A 19,970-nucleotide genomic window follows, 5' to 3' on the forward strand; every position below is an offset into this window, starting at 1 on the left:
CTGGAGAGTCAGAAATCGATTTCCCATCCTCCAACCGCCCCTGGAGACAGCGATGATGAAGCGATCCACGTTCCTCCGCGCCGCGCTCGGCGCCGGCGTACTCGCCGCCCTACCGTCCAGAGCGTTCTCGAGCACCCAGGCCGTGCTGACGAACAAGGTGGCCGACCTGACCGGGCCGGGTCTGACCGACCGGTTCCGGATGGCGGCGACCGACCTCGGCATTCCGGCGCGTACGCCGGACGGGCGGCTGCTGTTCATGTTCGGCGACACGTTCGAGCAGCCGGCTGTCGGCGGGGGATGGTGGCGGTCGCCGGTCGCGCTGTGGTCGACGACAACGGACTTGAACGGCGGGGTGCAGTGGTCGGGTGCCGTCGGGGGAGACGCGGCGCAGCAGTTGTGGGACTACCCGCACGACAATCCGACGTTCTCGACCGTGCTGCCGTCGGATGTGATCACGATCGGCGGGTCGATGTACCTGCACGCAATGGTGAACAAAGGCCTCGGTAACGTGGTGTGGACGGAGATCTGGCGGTCGGACAACTCGGGTGCGAGCTGGTATCACACCGGCGCGAAGTTCGACCCGAACATCGACGGCGGGCTGTTCCAGTTGCTCACGTGGGGGCTCGGGAACGACGGGTACGTGTACGTCTACTCGACCGGTTTCCAGCGTGACAAGCCGATTATCCTCAAGCGTGTCCGCGCCGAACAGATCGCGAACCCGGCGGCGTACGAGCCGTGGGGGTACCGCGACGGGGTGTGGGCGTGGGGCAATCCGGCGACGCCGATCCTGACCGGGAGCTTCGGCGAGATGAGCCTGCGCCCACTCGGCGGCAAATGGGTCCTGACCTGGTTCAACGCCGGCGACTACCGCATCGACGGCATCATCATGGACACGCCGACGTCGAACCTCTACACGGCGTACCGCCAGACCCTGATCTACGGCGGCAATTGGGGCTCCGAAGACGACAACCACGTGGCTCAGCTGTACGGCGGCTACATCATCCCCGGGTCCACCTTGTCAGACATGCATCTGTCCGTCAGCCAATGGGACACCGCGAACGGCTGGCCTTACCACGTCATGCAGTTCCGCATCCGCGGCTTCGGCTAGAGCCCGATTACGCCGGACCGGCGACCCCGATCAGGTTGCCCTCCAGGTCGGTGAACTGGCCGACCACCAACTTTCCGGGCACCCCGTCCGGTCCGAACACCCGCCGTCCGCCGAGCGCCTCAGCCTGCTCCAGCGCGGCTTCTACGTCGTCGACTCCGACGTAGAACAGCACCTTCGCCCGTAGCGAGGGGCCACCGCCGACGCCACCGTTCAGTCCGGCGACCGACTCCTCCACAAACCCGTACTGGCCGGTCTCGGACACCTCACCGGACACGGTGTCGCCGACCGCGTAGCTCCATCCGAACAACTCCGCGTAGTACTCCCGCAGTCGGTCCGGATCGGTCCCGATGATCTCGAAGTGCACAACTGGGTTCGGCATGATCTCTCCTCGACGATTGGTTTCGGTGGGAACGTCGGAGTTGGTGTGGATCGTTCGACGTCCATGTATGTGGATGGGATGTATTACGAGGAGCTCGGAGCGGGCGAAGGTGTGCTGTTGCTGCACGGTGGGGGAGGGACCGTGCAGAGTTGGGCGGCGCAGGCGCCCGCGTTGGCTGCGCAGTACCGGGTGTTGGTGCCGGACCGGCGTGGGCATGGGCGCTCGACGGGCCGGTGTCGATGGAGATCTTCGCAGCGGACACGGCCGCGTTCATCGAGGCGCTGGGGCTCGGGCCGGTGCATGTGGTCGGCTGGAGTGACGGCGGCAAGGTGGGAATGAATCTCGCGCTGTCCCGACCGGAGTTGGTTCGCAAGCTCGTGCTGATCGGCACCGAGTTGACCCACACCGGCGGGACCGCGGCCAACCAGGCCCTGCTCGAGCCTGCCGGACTGGAGTTCCTCGCCGGGGCCTTCCGCCCGCAGTACGACGCGCTCTCGCCCGACGGCCCCGCCCATTTCGACGTCGTCTTCGCCAAATGGGTGCAGATGTGGAAGACCGTCCCCGACATCGAGCCGGCCACCCTGACGACCCTGCCGATGCCGGTCCTCCTCATGCAGGGCGACGACGACTGCGTCCGGCTCGAACACACCGCGGAGGTCGCCCGCGCGATCCCGGACGCCCAGGTGGCCGTCGTACCGGGGACTTCGCACGGGCTGCCGCTGGAGAAGCCGGACCTGGTGAACCGGATCCTGCTGGACTTCCTGGGCGATCCGCAGACGCCGAAGTTCCTCCCGCTGGGTGATCTGAACCCCTGAGCGAAACCGTTACCGCAAAAGTGGCCGTCTAGGTCTTGAGTTAGTAACACGCTTGGTTTAACTTACTCGGGACCTGGCCGGTGTGTGGCTCAGAGCACATCGGCGGCATCCGGAAACCTGAGGAGTTCCGATGACGAGAGTGAGCAGGTGGGGCGCCGCCCTGGGGGTTGCCGGGCTGGTGCTTGCCGCCGGTTGTGCGAAGGGCACCACACCGGGAGCGTCCGGTGACGCGGGTGGCGATATCGACCAGAACGCCCCGGTCTCGATCACGATCGGGGACCGCCCCACCCCCGACAAGCCGAACGACCTGAAGGCGTTCAACCAGAAGATCAAAGACTTCACCGCGAAGAACCCGAACATCACGGTGAAGTCGACCGAGACCAGCTGGCAGGCGCAGACCTTCCAGGCCCAGGTGGCCGGCGGCACGCTGCCGACGGTGATGAACATCAGCTTCACCGAGCCGGCCAACATGATCCCGAACAAGCAGCTCCCGGACATCACCGACGAGCTGAAGATGGTCGACCTGACCAAGGATCTGAACCCGAACGTCCTGAAGATCGTCCAGGACGCCAACGGCCGGATCTACGGCGTGCCGATCGATGTGTTCTCCGTCGGCATCGCGTACAACCGCAAGCTGTTCAGCGAGGCCGGTCTGGACCCGGACAAGCCGCCGACGACCTGGGACGAGGTCCGTCAGTACGCCAAGCAGATCCATGACAAGACCGGCAAGGCCGGGTACTCGCAGCTCACCACGAACAACACCGGTGGCTGGATGCTGACCACGATGACCTACAGCATGGGCGGCACGGTCGAGAGCGCGGACGGCAAGAAGTCGACGTTCAACGACGCGCCGACCAAGAAGGCGCTGCAGCTGCTCAAGGACATGCGCTGGACCGACAACTCGATGGGCAGCCGCTTCCTCTACAACCAGGAGGAGGTCCGCCAGGACTTCGCGGCCGGCAAGATCGGCATGGTCCTGCAGGCGCCGGACGCCTACGACATGAGCGTGAAGCAGTTCGGGATGAAGCCCGCCGACTTCGGTGAGGGCGCCCTGCCGCAGGACGGCGGCCCGTACGGCACGCTGACCGGCGGCTCGCTGAAGATGATCAGCCCGAAGGCGACCAAGAACGAGATCGTCGCGGCGCTGAAGTGGATCAAGTTCGACCAGTTCGACAAGTACACGACCGAGTCGGTCGCGGTGCAGGACGCGAAGACCACGATCGCCGACAAGGGCTTCGTCGGCCGCCCCGGCATCAGCCCGCTGAGCCAGTCGACGTACGACCAGTTCAACAAGTGGCGTGAGCCGTACGTGAACGTTCCGGTCAAGCAGTTCCAGGGCTACATCGACTCGACCACGTCGCTCAAGCTGCTGCCCGAGCCGTCGAACAAGGGTCAGGAGGTCTACTCACTGCTCGACCCGGTCGTGCAGCAGGTGCTGACGAAGAAGGACGCGGACATCGACAAGCTACTGAGCGACACCGCCTCGAAGATCGACGCTCGCCTCGCGCGGTAGCCACATGTTCCAGCAAAGAACCCAGAAGTCCGGCCGGAGCGTTGCCACTTGGTACCGCTCCGGCGGGCTCAGCAGCATCTTCTTCGCCCTGCCCCTGGTGCTGATCTTCCTGTACTTCTCCTGGGGCCCGATCGTCCGCGGACTGGTGCTCAGCTTCCAGAAGAACAACCTGGTGCTACCCGCCGAGTGGGTCGGGTGGTCGAACTTCAGCTACGTGCTGACCGACCCGCAACTCCCGCAGGCCGCGCTCAACACGCTGTACTTCGCCTTCCTGGCACTGATCTTCGGTTTCCCGGTGCCGTTGTTCCTGGCCGTGTTCATCAGCGAGCTGCGCAAGACCGGCTGGCTGTACAACGTGCTCTCCTACCTGCCGGCCGTCGTACCGCCGGTGGCCGCGATCCTGTTGTGGACGTTCTTCTACGACCCGAGCGGTGCGGGCGTCTTCAACTCGATCCTCGGCTGGTTCGGGATCGGCCCGTTCGCCTGGCTGAACTCGCAGACGCTGGCGATGCCTGCCATCGTGCTCGAGGCGACCTGGGCCGGCGCGGGCGCCACCTCGATCATCTACCTGGCGGCGCTGACCGGCGTACGCACGGAGTTGTACGAGGCGGCCGAGCTGGACGGGGCCGGGATCTGGAGCCGGGTCTGGCACGTCACGCTGCCGCAGATCCGCGGCATCATCCTGATCATGATGCTGCTGCAGCTGATCGGGACGTTCCAGGTGTTCACCGAGCCGTTCCTGTTCACCGGCGGCGGCCCGAACAACGCCACCATGACGGTCCTGCTGCTGATCTACCGGTACGCGTTCGTCAACGGAGACTTCGGTGCCGCGACCGCGCTCAGCGTGCTGCTCGCCGGGGTGCTGTGCGCGCTGTCGGTCGTCTACCACTTCGTCACTCGCCGCTGGAGCACGACATGAGCATGTCCGAGCGCGGAATCATCTCGACAGCCGACCGGCAGCGCGGCCTGATCCGCTACGGCCTGCCGGCGATCCAGGTGCTGATCTTCGTCGCCGTCGTGATCGCCGGCGTCGGTCCACTGCTCTGGCTGCTCAAGTCCGGTGTCTCCACCAGCCAGGACATCCTCAGCGGTCCGATGCAGATGTGGCCGTCGGGCATCCAGCTGAAGAACATCCCCGACGCCTGGAACCGCGTCCAGATCGGCGCGTACCTCGGCAACACCGCGTTCATCGCGATCGGCTCGATGATCTCGACGCTGTTCGTGTGTACGACGGGCGCGTTCGTGCTCAGCATCCTGCGGCCCAAGTGGGGTCCGATCGTCACCGGCGCCGTACTCGCGACGCTGTTCCTGCCCGGCGTCATCTCCTTGGTCCCGCTCTACATGACGGTGCTGAAGATGCCGCTGCTCGGGATCAGCCTGCAGAACACGTTCTGGGCGGTCTGGCTGCCGTCGGCGGCCGGCGCGTTCAACGTCCTGGTGATGAAGCGGTACTTCGACTCGATCCCGCGCGAGCTGATCGAGGCCGCCCGGATCGACGGGGCGAGCAACCTGCGGCTGTTCACGGCGCTCATCCTGCCGTTGTCCAAGCCGATCGTGGGCGTCGTCGCCCTGCTCACAGTGATCGGGTCCTGGAAGGACTACCTCTGGCCGCTGCTCGTGCTGCCGGACCCGCGGCTGCAACCGATCTCGGTCGCGCTGCCGCGGGTGCAGAAGACCACGGAGATCTCGTTGCAGATGAGCGCCCTGTTCCTCGCGGTTCTGATACCTGTGGTGTTGTTCTTGGTGTTCCAGAAACAGTTCCTGCGCGGCGTAGGGATGGCGGGAGGAATCAAAGAGTGAGGCCAGAGTGAGTGAACTGAACGGCCGGCGCGTGCTGGTCACGGGGGCCGCCGGCCGGATCGGGCTGGTGACGGTCGAGCACCTGAACGACCTGGGTGCGAAGGTGACCGCCCTGTCGAACGTCGAGCACCCGGACCTGAAGGCGGACCGGGTGCTGATCGGCGACACCCGCTCCGAAACGGATGTCGCCCGGGCGCTGGAGGGTGCGGAGTACGTCGTCCACCTCGCAGCGCTGCCGCATCCCTCCGCGGGTACGCCGTACGACGTCTACTCGATCAATGTCGTGTCGACGTTCAACGTGCTCGCGCAGGCGGGCGCGCTCGGCATCGACCGGGCGGTGATCGCGAGCAGCATCAACGCGACCGGCGTCCCGTTCAACCCGCACGAGATCCGCCAGCCGTACTTCCCGTGGGACGAGAAGGCGCCGACCGACGTCGCCGACTGGTACTCGCTGTCGAAGCAGAACGACGAGAACACCGCGCGGATGGCGTGGCGCCGGTGGGGGATCGACGTGGTCTCGTTCCGGTTCCCGCATGTGAACTCGCCGGACGTGCTGGAGCGGATGGCCGAGAATGTTCGGGTGAAGCCGGCCGGCGGACTGCGCGAGGCGTGGAGCTACCTGGATACCCGGGACTCGGCGTACGCCGTGGAGCTCGGGCTGACGGCATCGCTGTCGGGAGCCCACACGTTCTTCGTCGCCGCGGACAACACCATCGCGCCGTACGCGACCGAGGACCTGCTCGACGCGTTCGCGCCGGACGTGCCGCGATCGCGGCGGTTCGTCGGCCGCGAGGTGCCGATCGACCTGACCGCCATCCGGACCGTGCTCGGCTTCCGGGCCAAGCACGAACTCGACCTACCAACTCTTCCCCTGGAGCTTTGAATGCCTTCGAACTTCGACCAGCCGTGGCCCGTCCGCGACGACCTCCGGATCCGCGAGGTGAAGGCGATCGTCACGGCGCCGCAAGGCATCCCGCTGGTGGTCGTGAAGATCGAGACCACCGAACCCGGCCTCTACGGGCTGGGCTGCGCCACGTTCACCCAGCGGTGGAAGGCGGTGCAGACGTTCGTCGACGAGCACCTGTCCCGGCTGCTCGTCGGCCGCTACCCGGGTGACATCGGCGACCTGACCCGACTGGCCGGGTACTCCGGTTACTGGCGCGGCGGACCGGTCACCAACAACGCGATCTCCGGTATCGACCAGGCCCTGTGGGACATCGCCGGCAAGCGCGCCGGGATGCCGGTGTACGAGCTGCTCGGCGGCAAGGTCCGCGCCGCCGCGGACACCTACATCCACGCCAGCGGCAAGACGATCGAGGACACCCTCGAGCACGCGCAGAAGCTGATCGCGCAGGGCTGGCGCCACATCCGGCTGCAGATGTCCACGCCGGGCGGCGGCGGGTACGGCGCTCCGCGGGTGCCGACGCTCTACCCGGATGCGCCGTACCACAACGGCTGGTCGGCGCGGGACTACCTGCGGACGACGCCGGAGCTGTTCGCCGAGGCGCGGCATGCGCTGCCGGACAACATCGAGCTGCTGCACGACGTACATTCGCGGTTGACGCCGAAGGAAGCGGTGCTGCTGGCTCGTTCGCTGGAGCCGCACCGGCTGTTCTTCCTCGAGGACGTGCTGGCGCCGGAGCTGTGGGACCGGCTGCCCGAGGTGCGGGCCGCTTCGCCGGTGCCGCTGGCTGTCGGCGAGCTGACAACGTCGTTCGGTGACGCTGTCCGGCTGATCCGGGACGGCGGCGTCGACTTCATCCGATCGCACGTTTCCGACATCGGCGGTCTGACCCCGGCGCGCAAGCTGGCGGACCTGGCCGAGATCTCCGGCGTACGGACGGCGTGGCACGGGCCCGGTGACACCTCGCCGATCGGCGCCGCGGCGAACGTCGCGCTCGACGTGAGTTCTGTTGCCTTCGGCATCCAAGAGGGTCACATCTACGACGACGCCGTGCACGAGGTGTTCCCCGGGACGCTGCGGATCGAGGACGGCTGGCTGCGCCCGAACGAGGCGCCGGGCTGGGGTATCGACATCGATCTGGAGGCGGCGGCTCGTTATCCCGCGCAACTGTCCGGACACGACGAGTGGGCAGCGGGAGTACGACGCATCGACGGAGCGCTCGAAGCGCCGTAAACACGCCTCGGCAAGCACAGTCGGCAGTACGATCGCGGCTACTCGAGGTGAGACGGGGAGGTGGAGATGAACGATTCGGTCGACGACGTGGCAGAGCTCGAGGGGCTGAGGCGTGCCGGCGCGAACCAGTACGACCTGGGCTCGTTCAACGAGGCAGTGATCATCGAGACGATCCGGCTGGCCGGCACCATCAGCCGGACCGAGATCTCCCGCCGGACCGGTCTCACCCAGCAGTCGGTGTCGCGGATCCTGCGCATCCTCCTCCAGCAAGGGCTGCTGGTCGAGGAGGCGCAGGAGCGCGCCGAACGACTCGGGAAGCCACGGACGCCGGTGCGGATGCGGTCGAACGCCGCGCACGCGGTGGGCATCCACATCGACCCAGAGCTGCTGACGGTCGCGGTCGTGGATCTGGACGGCCGGATCGTCCGTCGTGAGACTGTCGATCTCGCGGACGGTCTCGAGGCGGGCAAGCTGATCGATCTGACCGCGGCGACGGTGTCGGCGGCGTTGAGCATCAGCCAGGTCGATCCCGCGTCGATGCTCGGCGTCGGAGTCGCCGTACCGGGGCCCATCGATACGGATGGGTCGCTGCTCGCGCTTCCGCTGCAGCCTGCCTGGCGTGGGCTGAAGATCCGGAAGTTGCTGCAGGAGCGGCTGAATCACCCGGTGCTGGTCGAGAAGGACGGTACGGCGGCCGCGATCGGCGAGCGCTGGATCGGGCGGTCGGCTCGGGCGCGGGACTTCGCTTACCTGTACCTCGGTACGGGCGTCGGCAGCGGGCTGATCCTGAACGGGTCGATCTATCGCGGTGGTTCGGCGAACGCGGGTGAGTTCGGGCAGATCGCGGCGTTGCGGATGGGGGAGTGGGACCCGGTCGACGGGCCGCGGATGATCCCCGAGTGCAACCCGACGGCGTCGTTGCCGGTGATCGCGGCCGAGTTCGGGTACGTCGAGACCGATCCGGGCGCGACCGACGAGGCCAAGCGGTACAAGGCGGTGTGCAAGGCGGCGGCTGATGGTGATGCGGCGGCGGTGCAGGCCGTCACGCAGGTGGCGCGCGTGGTCGGGCAGGGAGCGGTCGGGTTGGTGGATCTGCTCGATATCGATCTCGTGGTGCTCGGCGGGCCGGCGTACATGAAGGAGATCTCGGAGATCTTCCTGACCGAGATCGGGCGTGCGGTGAACGCGCATCCGGTGGCCCGGGAGACACGTCCGGTCGCTGTCGAGGAGTCGATGTTGCAGACCGACGCGGCCGCGGTCGGGGCGGCGTCGACGATCTTCCACGACGCCTTCACCCCTCGCGTGTCGGGCTCCAGCCAGGCACGTAGGCTGCCGAAGTGATCGAAGCCCGCCCGCTGACTCCCGACGTACAACTCCGCATCGCCACCCTCGAGGACGCTGCCGCGCTGGCGGATGCGTACACGCGGTCGTGGGACCACTTGTCGCCGTGGGAGCCGGCTCGGCCCGAGAGCTGGTTCACGGTTGCCGGGCAGCGGGAGCGGCTGACGAGCACGCTCGAGCGCTACAAGAACGGTCAGGTTGTGCCGTGGCTGCTGGTCGAGTCCGACCGCGTCGTCGGTGCTTTCACGCTGCAGGACGTTGTCGCCGGACCGTTCCGCAGCGCGAGCCTCGGCTACTGGCTGGCCGGCGACGTGACCGGCCGGGGTCTGGCCACGCTGGCCGTCGAGGCGGTCGCCGAGCTCGCCGACACCGAGTTCAAACTCCACCGCATCGAAGCCAGCACGCTGAAGAACAACGTCGCATCCCAACGCGTCCTCCAGCGCACCGGCTTCGACCAGATCGGCTTCGCCCCCACCTACCTACACATCGGCGGAACCTGGCAAGACTGCAACCTCTACCAACGAATCCTCAACAACCGCCCACCAGGCGCTTAAACCGGGGGTAGGCCGATGCCTCGGGAGACTTCTACGTCGTCGTATTTGCCTTCCAGGACGTCTTCGAATTTGACCGGGCGTTGGAGGGTGGAGGCGATGTAGACGGCGCGGACCAGGGCAAGGGCGTTGATGCCGTCCTGGACGGTGATGGACGGTTGGTTGCCGGCGGCGATCGCCGTGAGGATGTCGTCGTACTGCGCCGTATGGCCGCCTGGATCGCCTACGTCGACGGATGCCTCGTCCTTCGTGCCGTCTACATTGAGCCGGCTGAGGAGGTCGTCCTCGACCTCGGCGCCGCCCTTGGTCCCGTGGACCGACACCCGCGTCCGCCCGCCGGGGTACGCCGCGGTCGTCGCGTGCAGCGTGCCGACTGCGCCGTTCTCGAAGGTGATTGTCGCGACTACCGTGTCCTCGACCTCGATCGCGTGGTGTGCCGCCCGCAGCGCCTGCGCCTGGATGCTGACCGGGCGGCCCATGAACCACAGCACCAGGTCGGCGGTGTGCACGCCCTGGTTCATCAGCGCGCCACCGCCGTCCTGCGCCCATGTCCCGCGCCAGCCGGCCGAGGCGTAGTACTCGTCGCTCCGCCACCAGGCGACCGTCGCGACGCATGACGTCAGCTGCCCGAACCGGCCGGCGTCGATCGCCTCCTTGATCACCGCGCTGCCGGCGTCGAACCGGTGCTGGCTGATCACCGACAACTGCACGCCCTGACCCGCGGCCCGGGCGGCGGCCGCACCGAGGCGGCGGGCCCGGCCGAGGTCGACGTCGATCGGCTTCTCGACGACGATGTGCTTGCGCTCGTTCAGCGCCTCCTCGGCCAGCTCCGCGTGCATACCGCTCGGCGTACAGATCGCGACGAGCGAGATATCCGACCCACTCAGCGCCGCGGTCAGGTCGTCGTACTGCTTCGGCTCGGGCTGACCGGCCTCGGTCAGCTGCGCCAGGACCGCCTCCCGGGCGGCGGCGTCCGGGTCGACCAGCGCGGTGACGATCGCGTCCGGCCGTTGCGCGATGGTCGCCGCGTGGCGCTTGCCGATGATGCCGCAGCCCACGATCGCGACCTGCTGTTGTGTGTCAGCCATCTCGCTCCTACTGGAAGTTCGCGGTCAGAACCTGGTCCGTGCTGACGGTGAAGGTGTACGACGGCGCTGTCGACACCACGGTCCCGTTCACGGTCCAACTCTGGAAAACGCTATCCGATGATGGCGTCGCCGTCACGGTCACCTGCGCGCCGACCTCGTACTTCCCCGGCTCGGATTCGTTTCCGGCGATCGTGGCCGTGCCGTTCCCGGCGGCCTGCACCGAGATGCTGCGCTGGACGACGTTGATCACCATCACGTTGTGCAATGTCGCAGTACCGCTGAGCGTAGCGCCGTTGTAGCGGGCGAGGTTCGTCGCCTCGACGTCCCCGCGGACCACCTGGATGGTGTGCCCGTCGGTGCCCAGGTTGTCGGTGCCGAGGTTGAACGCGTCGACCTGGCCGGAGTTCACCACCAGCCCGTCGTGGAAGCCGTACGCGAACACGTCGAGCAACGTCAGCCCACGGGCGCCGTCGACGGTGACGATCTTCGCCGCCTTGCGCATGTACTTGTCGATGACGAGCTCGAATATGTTGCCCTCGTTCATCCAGTACGGCTGCTGGTACCCGACCCGCGTGACCGCGTTCCCGTTCGAGAGCACGCCCTCGACGCGGCCGCCCTGGCCCGCGCCGATCGAGATCGCGTGGTCGAAGAACGCGCCGGCGACCTTGCGTACGACGACGTTGTCGCCGCTGAGGTCGATCCCGTCCCAGGCGTTCGGGAAGCCGGCGTTGATCACATAGTTCCCGCCCGCCGTACCGCGGATCGCGTACGGATAGGGCACGACGCCATTGGCCGGGTTGTTCTCCGGGTAGAAGACCCGCAATCCGCGCACACCGGCCCGGTTCTTGAGCGTGATCAGCGCGGTGTCGGTGTTCCGCTCGAAGGCCTGCAGAACGGTCCCGCCGCTCGCCCCGCCCTGGTCCCGGTTCGGTACGGCGGACGCGCCGCGCAGCTCGACCTTCGCCGGAACCGACAGGTGCGTGCTGATCCGGTACCACCCGGCCGGCAGGTAGACGATGCCGCCGCCCTCACGTCCGGCGCGGTCGAGCACCTTCTGGACGTCCCGCGTCGCGTCAGCGGCCGGCAAGTACCCGACCCCGTGCGGCGCATCCACGACGTACAGCTTCTGCACCGGCTTGGGCAGCGGCTTCTGGTCGTACGTCGGTGCCGTGCCGGACATCCTGTGGACGATCCCCGAGACAGCGCCGCTGACCTCGGTGCCGGTGATCTTCACGTAGCCGGCCGAGTTGTTGGTGATCCCGCCGTCGACATGTCCGCCGGCCAGTGTCAGGCCCCACCGGTCGTCCATCACGTCGACGAGCAGGCCGGTCCCGGTCCGGCGTACGTCGGGCTGGAGGAAGCTGCCGGTGAACTGCGCCCGCTGACCTGCGACAATGTGGATGCCGACCAGGTAGTCGGAGACGCTGATCCGGTAGAACTGGTCCCACTCGAGGTCACCGAGCACGAGACCGGTGCCGTGCGCCCGGGTCCAGGTGTCGAGCGCCTGCCGCGACGGCGGGTTGAAGGCCTTCGGTGCGGACGACCAGTACGAGTTGCTGAAGGCAACGTTCTCCCAGGTGCCGACGTCGGCGCCGTTGTAGGCCCGCGCGCCCTCGAACAGCGCCGTACCGTTCACGTTGCGGATCGTGGTCGACTCGTGCACCTGGCCGGAGCTCGGCGCATTGCCGTGGTCGTTCGGCATCGTGCTGACGCCGATCCCGCGGTAGGAGTTGAGCATGGTGACGTCGGAGACGGTCGACATCATGTAGTTCTCGTTGCCGATCCACGCGCCGCCGGGGATCTCGAACGTGTAGCCGTACGGGACCGGCTTCGTCGCGCTCTGGTTCGGGTAGTACGTCGTGACGCCGAGGACGCCCGCGCTGCCGCCGATCCGGAACAGGCTCGGCCCGTCGTCGCCGGAGGGCAGATCCGCGATGATCACGGTGCCCGTACCGAGCTTCTGACCGTGGTCGCCACGGAGGCTGCAGAACGCGTGGACCTCGATCGTGTCGGTCACCTTGTACTGACCGGCCGGCAGCCAGACCGTGCCGCCACCCGCGTCCTGGCAGGCGTAGATCGCCTGCTGGATGGCTTTGGTGGAGTCACGTCGGCCAGTGCGGTCGGCGCCGTACCGCGTGGCGTCGAAGTCGGCGATGACGCCGTCCTCGGTCGGGTTGCTGGTCTGCACGAGCTTTGGCCTCGGGGTGACGACCGGTGTGAGTCGGAGCTGGAGTTCTTTGACGATGAACGAGTCGGCACCGGTCATCGCGACCCGCACGTACCGGGCGCTCGTGGTCGCGAACCGGGTCCGGCTGATCTGGTTGCCGCCGGGTGATCCGATCCGGCCGACGCTGGTGAACTTCTTGCCGTCGTTCGAGACCTGCACGGTGTAGTCGGGGGAGTAGGCCTCGGCCCATTCGACCCGTACGTCGTTGACCGGCCGCGGCTTAATCAGATCGATCTGTAGCCACGAGTCAGCGCCACCGCTCCAGGAAGTGCTGTCATCCCGATCATTGACGGTGGCGGCTGCCCCATTGCTGGCCGTCGCGGTGCCGCTGGGTGCGAAGTTGGTGTCCACTATCGACGCGGTAAAGGCGTCGAGCTTCGCCTGCAGCGTCGTGAGCGCAGCCTTGACCTGCACGTCGGTGACTCCCGGAGTGGATGCGACCGCCTGAGCGTCGTCGATCGCGTCCTGCAGCGTGGCGCGGCTGCCGACCGGGTACTGGCCGTCCCGCGTGCCTTCGCGTGCCGCCTTCTCGGTGCGTGTTGCCTGACCGATCAGGTCCACGAGTCCTTCGGTGACGTCGAGCGTGGTCGCGACCTTGGCGACGCGGACCGCGGCCACCTTGAGGTCGACCGATCCGTCGCCGTTGTGGATCCGGAAGTCGCCGCCGTTCGAGCGGTTCGTCATCACCGCGTCGGGCAGTGCGAACGTGTACGTCTTCCAGGTCTTGGTGTCGCCGTACCGGATCACCTCGGAGTTCTTGAACTTCTCCGGGATCGTGTCGCCGGGGGAGTCGTAGTGCAGGCCGAACTGGCCGCTGCCCTCGTCGAAGTAGTCGATGCTGACCAGCACCAGGCTGCGGTTGTCGTACAGGTAGGTGTCGGCGACGTTCATGTAGAAGAAGTTCGTCCCCGGCGACGGCGCGCTGTGGTCGGTCTGCCAGTACGCGCGACCGTCCTGTACGCCGGTGATCAGGTGCGACGCGTCGTCGCCGGCTCGCGGGCTGATGCCGTTCTGCACCGGCGTCGCGCCGAGCTGGACCGAGGCGCCCGCCGTACTGATCCGCAGGCTCGCGAGCGTGATGTCGGCGCTGCCTCCGGAGACGCGGACGTCGGCGTCGCCGAGGCGGTTGGTGAACCCGATGTCGGTGAGCGAGAAGACGCCGGTCTTCCAGGTGGCGGTGTCGGTCAGCTGGATGTCCGTGGCGTCCTGCTGCGGGTTGGCCTTGGCGTCGTACTGCAGGTCGAGGGTGCCGGAGCCGCTGTCGAGATAGGTCACCGTCACCAGGACGTCGTCGGTGCCGATCTCGTCCACGTAATCGTGGTCGACGTCGAACTCGAGGTAGCCGGTGCCGGCCGCCTGGTTCGTCTGCCAGTACGTGCGGCCCTGTTCGGTGCCGGTGCGCAGCCCGGCCGGGTCGTCGCCGGCGGCGGGCTGGATGCCAAGGGTGGTCGGGGTCGGGCCGAGATCGGCGCCGACCCCGCTGGGATACATCGTGGCGGCGTGCGCCGTGGGTACGGCGAGCACGCCGGTGAGAAGAACGGCGGGGAGAACCCGCGCGAGGACAGGTCTGAGCATGCGTGGAACCTCCAGGTGGCGGACCGGAAGTACACAGCTAGAGCCGCTGCGCGGATAAGTTAAACCAAGCGTGTTACTTATTCAAGAGCCCGGCGCCCGGGCAGGAAAAGGGCCGGGAGTGCGGCGATCACGGTGAACCCGACGGCCCAGGCGAAACTGTGTGCGTACGCGGTCGATACCGGATGGACGGTGAGCTGACTCTGCAGGACGACGGCCAGCGTCGCGGCACCGAACGCGCCCCCGAGTTGCTGCATGATCCGCGTTGTACTGCTTGCGTGCGGGATCTGCGCCGGCTCGAGATCGCGGAAGGCGCCGACCATCACCGCGAGCATGACCGCGCTCAGCCCGGCCCCGCGGACGACCAGGGCGATCGCCAGCACCCAGTACGCCGTACCGGTGAAGGCGAACGGGATGGTTCCGAGGGCGGTCAGGACGATGCCGACCAGGATGACCGAGCGTGGACCGTAGCGGTCGGTCAGTCCGCCGGCCGTGCGGGCGATCAGGCTGCCGATGCCCTGCGGGACGAGCAGCAGCCCGGCAGCCGTCACGGTCTCGCCGCGTGCCTGCTGGTAGAAGAGCGGGAGCAGCAGCATCGCGCCGTACAGGCCGAAGCCGGTAAGGAACATCAGTGCGGTCGACGCGGTGAAGGACTTCGTGCGGAACAGCGCGAGATCGATGAGCGGCTCCTTGACCCGCCGGAGGGCGAAGACTGCGAGCAGCACGATCCCCAGAACGAGTGGCACCAGGACGCGGGCGTTACCGAAGCCGTGGTCGCCGACCTGGCTGAGGCCGTAGATGATGCCGGCCAGCGCGGGAGAGATCAGCAGCAGACCGGGTACGTCGAGAGCTGCGGCGGTGGGCTCGGGATCGGGTTTGAGCTCGCGTACGGCGAAGAAGATCGCGGCGATGCAGATCGGGACGTTGACGTAGAAGATCCAGCGCCAGTCCAGGTGGCCGACGAGTACGCCGCCGATCACCGGGCCGAGGATCGGGCCGACCAGCGCGGGCAGCGTGACGACGGCCATCAGGCGGCCGATGCGTTCGCGGCCGGCGGCGCGCAGGAGCAGCGTCTGCAGGATCGGCAGCATCAGTCCGCCGCCGATGCCCTGGAGCACGCGGAACGCGATCAGCGAGCCGATGTTCCATGCCGCGCCGCAGAGCATCGATCCGATCAGGAACAACGCGAGCGCGATGATCCACATGCGTTTGGCGCCGAAGCGATTCGCCGACCAGCCGGTGATCGGGACCGCCATCGCGAGCGCCAGCAGGTACGCCGTACTGACCCATTGGACCGTCGACACCGAGGTGTGCAGCTCGATGCCGAGGGTGTGGATCGCGACGGTGACGATCGTGCTGTCGAGCAGTGGCGCAAGAGCGCCGAGCACCAGCACGGCGGCGAGTTTGAGGACCGCCCGGTCGAGGCGGTCCGTGGTGGGTGCGGTTGTCATCCGAGAGACTCCTTAGAGACGGTACGTCTCTTACGGTTTGAGAGTAGGCTCGGATGCATAAGAGACGCAAGGTCTCTTTTTGAGGAGTTGGATTCATGGAGCGTCGGAGGGGTGCGGAGCTCGAGGGCGTCCTGCTCGATGCTGCCTGGGACGAGCTGATGGAGTCCGGGTACGCCCGGCTGACGATGGAGGCCGTCGCGGCCCGGGCGCATACCGGCAAGCAGGTGCTGTACCGGCGCTGGCGCAACCGGGCCGAGCTGGTGATCGCGGCGATGCGGCACCGCACCGGCTCGATCGTCGAGAACGTGCCGGACACCGGGAGCCTGCGCGACGACGTGCTCGGCGTACTGCGACTGATGGCCGAGCGGTTCGCGACGCTCGGGCCTGACGTCGTGCACGGGTTACTGGCCGAGGCTCCGGACCTGGATCCGGAGATCTACACGCGGATGACGAGCGTGATGGCGACGATCGTGAAGCGAGCGGCGGAGCGCGGTGAGATCCCGACGGACGACCTGCCCGATCGGGTGCTCACCGCTCCCACCAACTTGCTGCGGCACGAGATGCTGTTCGCCCGCGATCCGCTGCCGGCCTCCGCACTCACGTCGCTCGTCGACGACGTCTTCCTGCCGTTGGTCAGCGGAAGGCCTGGACGTTCCGGCTGACCCAGTCGGCGAACGTCCGGGGCGGCCGCCCGAGCACTGTGGTCACGTCAGCGCTGACCTGCTGCTCGGCGGCGGTCGGTGCGCCGAGAACGTCGAGCGTGGCTTCGACGACCGGTTCGGGCATGAAGCTCAGCATCCCGGTTCGTGCCTGGTCGCGGGTCAGTTCGGTGAACCGGACCGGTTCTCCGACAGCTGTCCCGATCACCTCGGCCTGCTCGCGCGGTGAGATCGCGGCCGGTCCGGTCAGCGTGTAGATGGCGCCGGCGTGACCCGGGTCGCGTAGCGCTGCTGCGGCAACCTCGGCGATATCGGCTGGGTCGACGGCCGGCAGTGCGACGTCGGCGAAGGGTGCCGCCATCGCGCGTTGGGTACGGATGGAATCGGCCCACTGGAATGCGTTGCTGGCGAAGTTTCCCGGGCGCAGGATCGTCCATTCGAGGCCGGACCCGGTGACCGCGTCCTCGTGGATGGACGGATGGCGGTTCGTAGTGACGCCCTGCGAGGACAGGAGGACGACGCGCGGGACACCTGCGGCCCGCAAGACGTCGACGACTCCTTCGAGGTTGCCGCCGGCCAGGAAGTCGGCGGAGGTCAGCAGGAAGACGGCCTTCGCGCCGTCGAGTACGGGCTCGAGGGTTTCGGGTTTGGTCAGGTCGGCCTGATGGCCTTCGCCGTGCCGCGAGACGGGTACGACGTCTTCGCCGGCGGCGATCAGGGACTGGACGAGTGGGCGGCCTACGTTGCCGGTTGCTCCGGTGATCACGATCATGAGGAGGACGCTACTGGCCTCGGGATACTAGGTACCTAGAGGATAGTATTGGGTTTGTGAACGAGACCACAGCAGTTGAGCCGGTGCAGGCCTGTCCGATCGCTCCGGTCGTCGACCTGGTCTTCAGCCGGTGGACGACCCCGATCCTGTGGACGCTCAACGAGTACGGCCGTCAGCGGTTCGTCGAGCTCGAACGCCGCATCGGCGTCATCACCCCGAAGGTCCTCACCCAGCGCCTGCGACAACTCGAACGCGACGGCCTGGTGACCCGTGAGTACCACGCCGAAGTCCCACCGCGCGTCGAGTACGAGATCAGCCCGCTCGGCCGCAGCCTCGCCCCGCTCTTCCACGCCCTCGCCGACTGGTCCCCCAACCTGACGGAAGTCGAGAAGGCCCGCACCCACTTCGACACAACCCAGCCCCCCAACCGCCGCCCCTAACCCCCCACCCCACCCCTTCGCCCGCCCGATACCCCAGACTCAGGCCAGGGGATATCCGCTCGTGATGGGGGTTCTGCGGTGGTGTGCAGGGGGAGAACACCCAACGCGAGGGGATATCCCCTCGCGTTGGGGGTTAGGCGACGCCGACGAGGTGGCGGACGGGGGTCTGGTGAGTGGTGAGGAGGGTGAAGAAGTGGGGGAGGGCGTCGGCCAGGTGGAGGGCGCCGGCCTCGTGGTGCTGCCAGCCGAACTCGAGCTCGCCGTCGATGGCCTGGTCGGACAGCGGTACGGCGTACCGGCTGAGCGTCACCCGGGCGGGGCCGGTCTGCGGGTGGTGGTCGCCGCAGCCGCACTCGGCCGGGATCATGATCGTGGTCAGCGCGTCGGGGGAGTAGCTGCGCAGGCGGAGCGTCGTACCGCGGGCGGTGAACCGGGCGATCGTTGCGTCAGGCAACTGTACGAGCAGCTCGACCGGTACGGCGTACGAACCGGGGAGGAGCCGGAGACCACGAGACGCGAGCAGGTCGGCGAGAGCCGGGAGATTCATGCGAAGTTCCTGTGAGTGCTGTGTCGGCGGGCGGGCCACGGAAAGGGGCAGGGCCTCGTGCGCCGAACTCGGCGCGCGTCAGTGACAACACTGACAACAGCAACAACACAGCATCTGCATGCGGACGATCATGGCAGGACCGCGGGTCCAGCGGCAAACACCGTCCGCAATCTGGGACGACGGTCCGTGATGTGTCAGTCGGCTTTTTTGCCGAACATGATCTCGTCCCAGCTGGGGACGCTCGCGCGCTTGCCCCGGCGGGCTGCCTTCTTCTTCGGCTCGGCGGGAGTCTCTTCCGTGGCGGCAGGCTCGGCGGCCTCGGCTGCAGCAGGCTGCGGGGCCTCGACAACCGGATCGGGCTCGATGTGCGGTGCCGGCTCCGGCTCGCGGGCAGGCTCAGGCCGACGGGCCTCGGCCTGACGAGGCGTCTCGGCAGCTGCTGGTTCGGTATGGCGGGGCTGCGCCGGGGCAGGCTGCTGCGGACGTGGCTGGCGAGCCTCTGCAGGGGGCTCGTCAGGTGCTGCGGGGGAGGCGAAGGCCGGCGGGTCGGCGGGGCGCTCGACCGCGCGGACTGCAGGGCGAGGCGCCGGCGGCGGGTCGACAGGCACGTCGATCAACGTCGGCTCTTCGTCCGGGTTCGGCACTGAGTGCACGCGGCGCGGCCCACGCTCCGGCTCACGGTTGCTGGGAGTGGCCTCCCGAGGGATGTCCCGGTGGAGCTCACGAGACTCACGCACGAAGTCGCGGGTCTCGCGAGGCGGCTCCGCGTTCTCGCGGGAGACCGGGTGGTTTCGGCGGCGCAGGCCGACGGTGTCTTCGAAGCCGGCCTCGTAGCTGTCAGCGCCGTGGTCAGGCGCGAGGAGCGGGTCGATGTCCGCGACAGCGGCCAGCCGACGCTCGCCAGGCTGCGGCTGGACGGGCGTCGGCAGCACCTGGGCCTGCTCACCGACCAGCCAGCGCGCTTCGTCGTCGTCCGGCACGGCGTACCGCCCGGGGGCGTCGTACGCGAACATGGCGATCTTCTCGACCTTCTGCTCTTCCCCGGAATCGACGCTGTCCTCGGACTCGACGAAGTACGAGACGCGGACGGCCCAGCGACCGTCCTCGCGCCGCCACGCGTCCCACTCGGCCGAGGCCGGGTCGACGTGACGGGTCCGCAGCCGGTCGGTCACCCACGCACCGAGATTCCGGGTCGGCGCGTCCCCGCCGCCACGACGACGCACCGATGCACGCTGCGCGAGGCTGGCGATGTGGTCGCGCTCGGCCAGGACCGGGCCGGCGAACGCCATCACGCGTTCCATCGGCATCTGGGCGATGGCAGCGACCGCCTCGGGACTTTCGCCGGCGCGGATACGAGCCTGGATGTCTCGTGGGCGCAGCGCGCTCTCCATTTGAATCTCCAGCTGGCCGAGTCGGGCACGGTCTCCGCGGAGGGCCGCACGCAACCGGTCGTCGACCGGTACGGCGAACTCCTCACCCGTCTCTGCCATCGCCAGGATGAGCTGTTTCCCATCCTGGCTCAGACCGACGAGCCTCGCCTCGCGCATTGACCTTGTTCTCCTGTGCGGTT

Annotated in this window: 17 protein-coding genes and 1 pseudogene; 11 read left to right on the forward strand and 7 right to left on the reverse strand. The window is 67.7% G+C overall.

Going from position 1 to position 19,970, the window contains the following annotated elements; translation table 11 throughout:
• Positions 1-52 precede the first annotated feature (52 nt).
• Complete coding sequence (locus tag EV645_RS33925; protein ID WP_242000830.1) at positions 53-1,108, forward strand: DUF4185 domain-containing protein; 1,056 nt, start codon at positions 53-55, stop codon at positions 1,106-1,108.
• Positions 1,109-1,115: 7 nt separating this feature from the next.
• Here EV645_RS33925 and EV645_RS33930 read toward each other — a convergent pair whose 3' ends face one another.
• Positions 1,116-1,487 (reverse strand): VOC family protein, encoded by a 372-nt coding sequence (locus EV645_RS33930; RefSeq protein ID WP_130448158.1) that lies wholly within the window; start codon positions 1,485-1,487, stop codon positions 1,116-1,118.
• Positions 1,488-1,565: 78 nt separating this feature from the next.
• Between EV645_RS33930 and EV645_RS33935 the strand changes: the two are divergent.
• The 8 genes and pseudogenes from EV645_RS33935 to EV645_RS33970 all read left to right on the forward strand — a co-directional run bounded on the left by EV645_RS33935 (position 1,566) and on the right by EV645_RS33970 (position 9,647).
• Positions 1,566-2,302: pseudogene (locus EV645_RS33935) on the forward strand (alpha/beta fold hydrolase).
• A 130-nt stretch (positions 2,303-2,432) separates the two neighbouring features.
• Positions 2,433-3,815: an ABC transporter substrate-binding protein gene (locus EV645_RS33940; protein WP_130448159.1), complete on the forward strand. Its 1,383-nt coding sequence runs from the start codon at positions 2,433-2,435 to the stop codon at positions 3,813-3,815.
• Between the two features lie 4 nt (positions 3,816-3,819).
• Positions 3,820-4,734 carry a carbohydrate ABC transporter permease gene (locus tag EV645_RS33945; RefSeq protein WP_130448160.1) on the forward strand — a complete coding sequence of 305 codons (915 nt, stop codon included), beginning with the start codon at positions 3,820-3,822 and terminating at the stop codon, positions 4,732-4,734.
• Complete coding sequence (locus EV645_RS33950) at positions 4,731-5,615, forward strand: carbohydrate ABC transporter permease (protein ID WP_130448161.1); 885 nt, start codon at positions 4,731-4,733, stop codon at positions 5,613-5,615. Before EV645_RS33945 ends, EV645_RS33950 begins: the two co-directional genes overlap by 4 nt.
• Positions 5,616-5,622: 7 nt before the next feature.
• Positions 5,623-6,498 carry an NAD-dependent epimerase/dehydratase family protein gene (locus EV645_RS33955; protein ID WP_242000832.1) on the forward strand — a complete coding sequence of 292 codons (876 nt, stop codon included), beginning with the start codon at positions 5,623-5,625 and terminating at the stop codon, positions 6,496-6,498.
• The gene (locus EV645_RS33960; protein ID WP_130448162.1) at positions 6,499-7,752 is read left to right on the forward strand and encodes an enolase C-terminal domain-like protein; all 1,254 of its coding nucleotides are present in this window, start codon (positions 6,499-6,501) and stop codon (positions 7,750-7,752) included.
• Positions 7,753-7,818: 66 nt separating this feature from the next.
• On the forward strand, positions 7,819-9,093 hold the full coding sequence (locus EV645_RS33965; RefSeq protein ID WP_130448163.1) for an ROK family transcriptional regulator: 1,275 nt from the start codon (positions 7,819-7,821) through the stop codon (positions 9,091-9,093).
• Positions 9,090-9,647 (forward strand): GNAT family N-acetyltransferase, encoded by a 558-nt coding sequence (locus EV645_RS33970; RefSeq protein ID WP_130448164.1) that lies wholly within the window; start codon positions 9,090-9,092, stop codon positions 9,645-9,647. Before EV645_RS33965 ends, EV645_RS33970 begins: the two co-directional genes overlap by 4 nt.
• Here the strand turns inward: EV645_RS33970 and EV645_RS33975 are convergent.
• The 3 genes from EV645_RS33975 to EV645_RS33985 form a co-directional block, all read right to left on the reverse strand.
• Positions 9,644-10,732, reverse strand: coding sequence for a Gfo/Idh/MocA family protein (locus EV645_RS33975; protein ID WP_130448165.1), 1,089 nt, complete (start codon positions 10,730-10,732; stop codon positions 9,644-9,646). The genes EV645_RS33970 and EV645_RS33975 overlap by 4 nt on opposite strands.
• Before the next feature lie 7 nt (positions 10,733-10,739).
• Positions 10,740-14,534 (reverse strand): discoidin domain-containing protein, encoded by a 3,795-nt coding sequence (locus EV645_RS33980; protein WP_130448166.1) that lies wholly within the window; start codon positions 14,532-14,534, stop codon positions 10,740-10,742.
• A 77-nt stretch (positions 14,535-14,611) separates the two neighbouring features.
• Positions 14,612-15,982 carry an MDR family MFS transporter gene (locus EV645_RS33985; RefSeq protein WP_130448167.1) on the reverse strand — a complete coding sequence of 457 codons (1,371 nt, stop codon included), beginning with the start codon at positions 15,980-15,982 and terminating at the stop codon, positions 14,612-14,614.
• A 95-nt stretch (positions 15,983-16,077) separates the two neighbouring features.
• Here EV645_RS33985 and EV645_RS33990 point away from each other — a divergent pair, with 95 nt between their 5' ends.
• Positions 16,078-16,644 carry a TetR/AcrR family transcriptional regulator gene (locus EV645_RS33990; RefSeq protein ID WP_130448168.1) on the forward strand — a complete coding sequence of 189 codons (567 nt, stop codon included), beginning with the start codon at positions 16,078-16,080 and terminating at the stop codon, positions 16,642-16,644.
• Here the strand turns inward: EV645_RS33990 and EV645_RS33995 are convergent.
• On the reverse strand, positions 16,616-17,413 hold the full coding sequence (locus EV645_RS33995; protein ID WP_130448169.1) for an NAD(P)H-binding protein: 798 nt from the start codon (positions 17,411-17,413) through the stop codon (positions 16,616-16,618). The two genes, EV645_RS33990 and EV645_RS33995, sit on opposite strands and share 29 nt — an antisense overlap.
• Before the next feature lie 56 nt (positions 17,414-17,469).
• Here EV645_RS33995 and EV645_RS34000 point away from each other — a divergent pair, with 56 nt between their 5' ends.
• On the forward strand, positions 17,470-17,853 hold the full coding sequence (locus EV645_RS34000) for a winged helix-turn-helix transcriptional regulator (RefSeq protein WP_130448170.1): 384 nt from the start codon (positions 17,470-17,472) through the stop codon (positions 17,851-17,853).
• A 133-nt stretch (positions 17,854-17,986) separates the two neighbouring features.
• Here EV645_RS34000 and EV645_RS34005 read toward each other — a convergent pair whose 3' ends face one another.
• Entirely contained in the window at positions 17,987-18,400 is a 414-nt protein-coding gene (locus EV645_RS34005) for a hypothetical protein (RefSeq protein ID WP_130448171.1), read from the reverse strand.
• A gap of 194 nt (positions 18,401-18,594) precedes the next feature.
• The gene (gene sepH / locus EV645_RS34010) at positions 18,595-19,947 is read right to left on the reverse strand and encodes a septation protein SepH (protein ID WP_130448172.1); all 1,353 of its coding nucleotides are present in this window, start codon (positions 19,945-19,947) and stop codon (positions 18,595-18,597) included.
• Positions 19,948-19,970: the final 23 nt, after the last annotated feature.

The sequence above is a fragment of the Kribbella rubisoli genome (genome assembly GCF_004217145.1).
GTDB lineage: Bacteria > Actinomycetota > Actinomycetes > Propionibacteriales > Kribbellaceae > Kribbella > Kribbella rubisoli.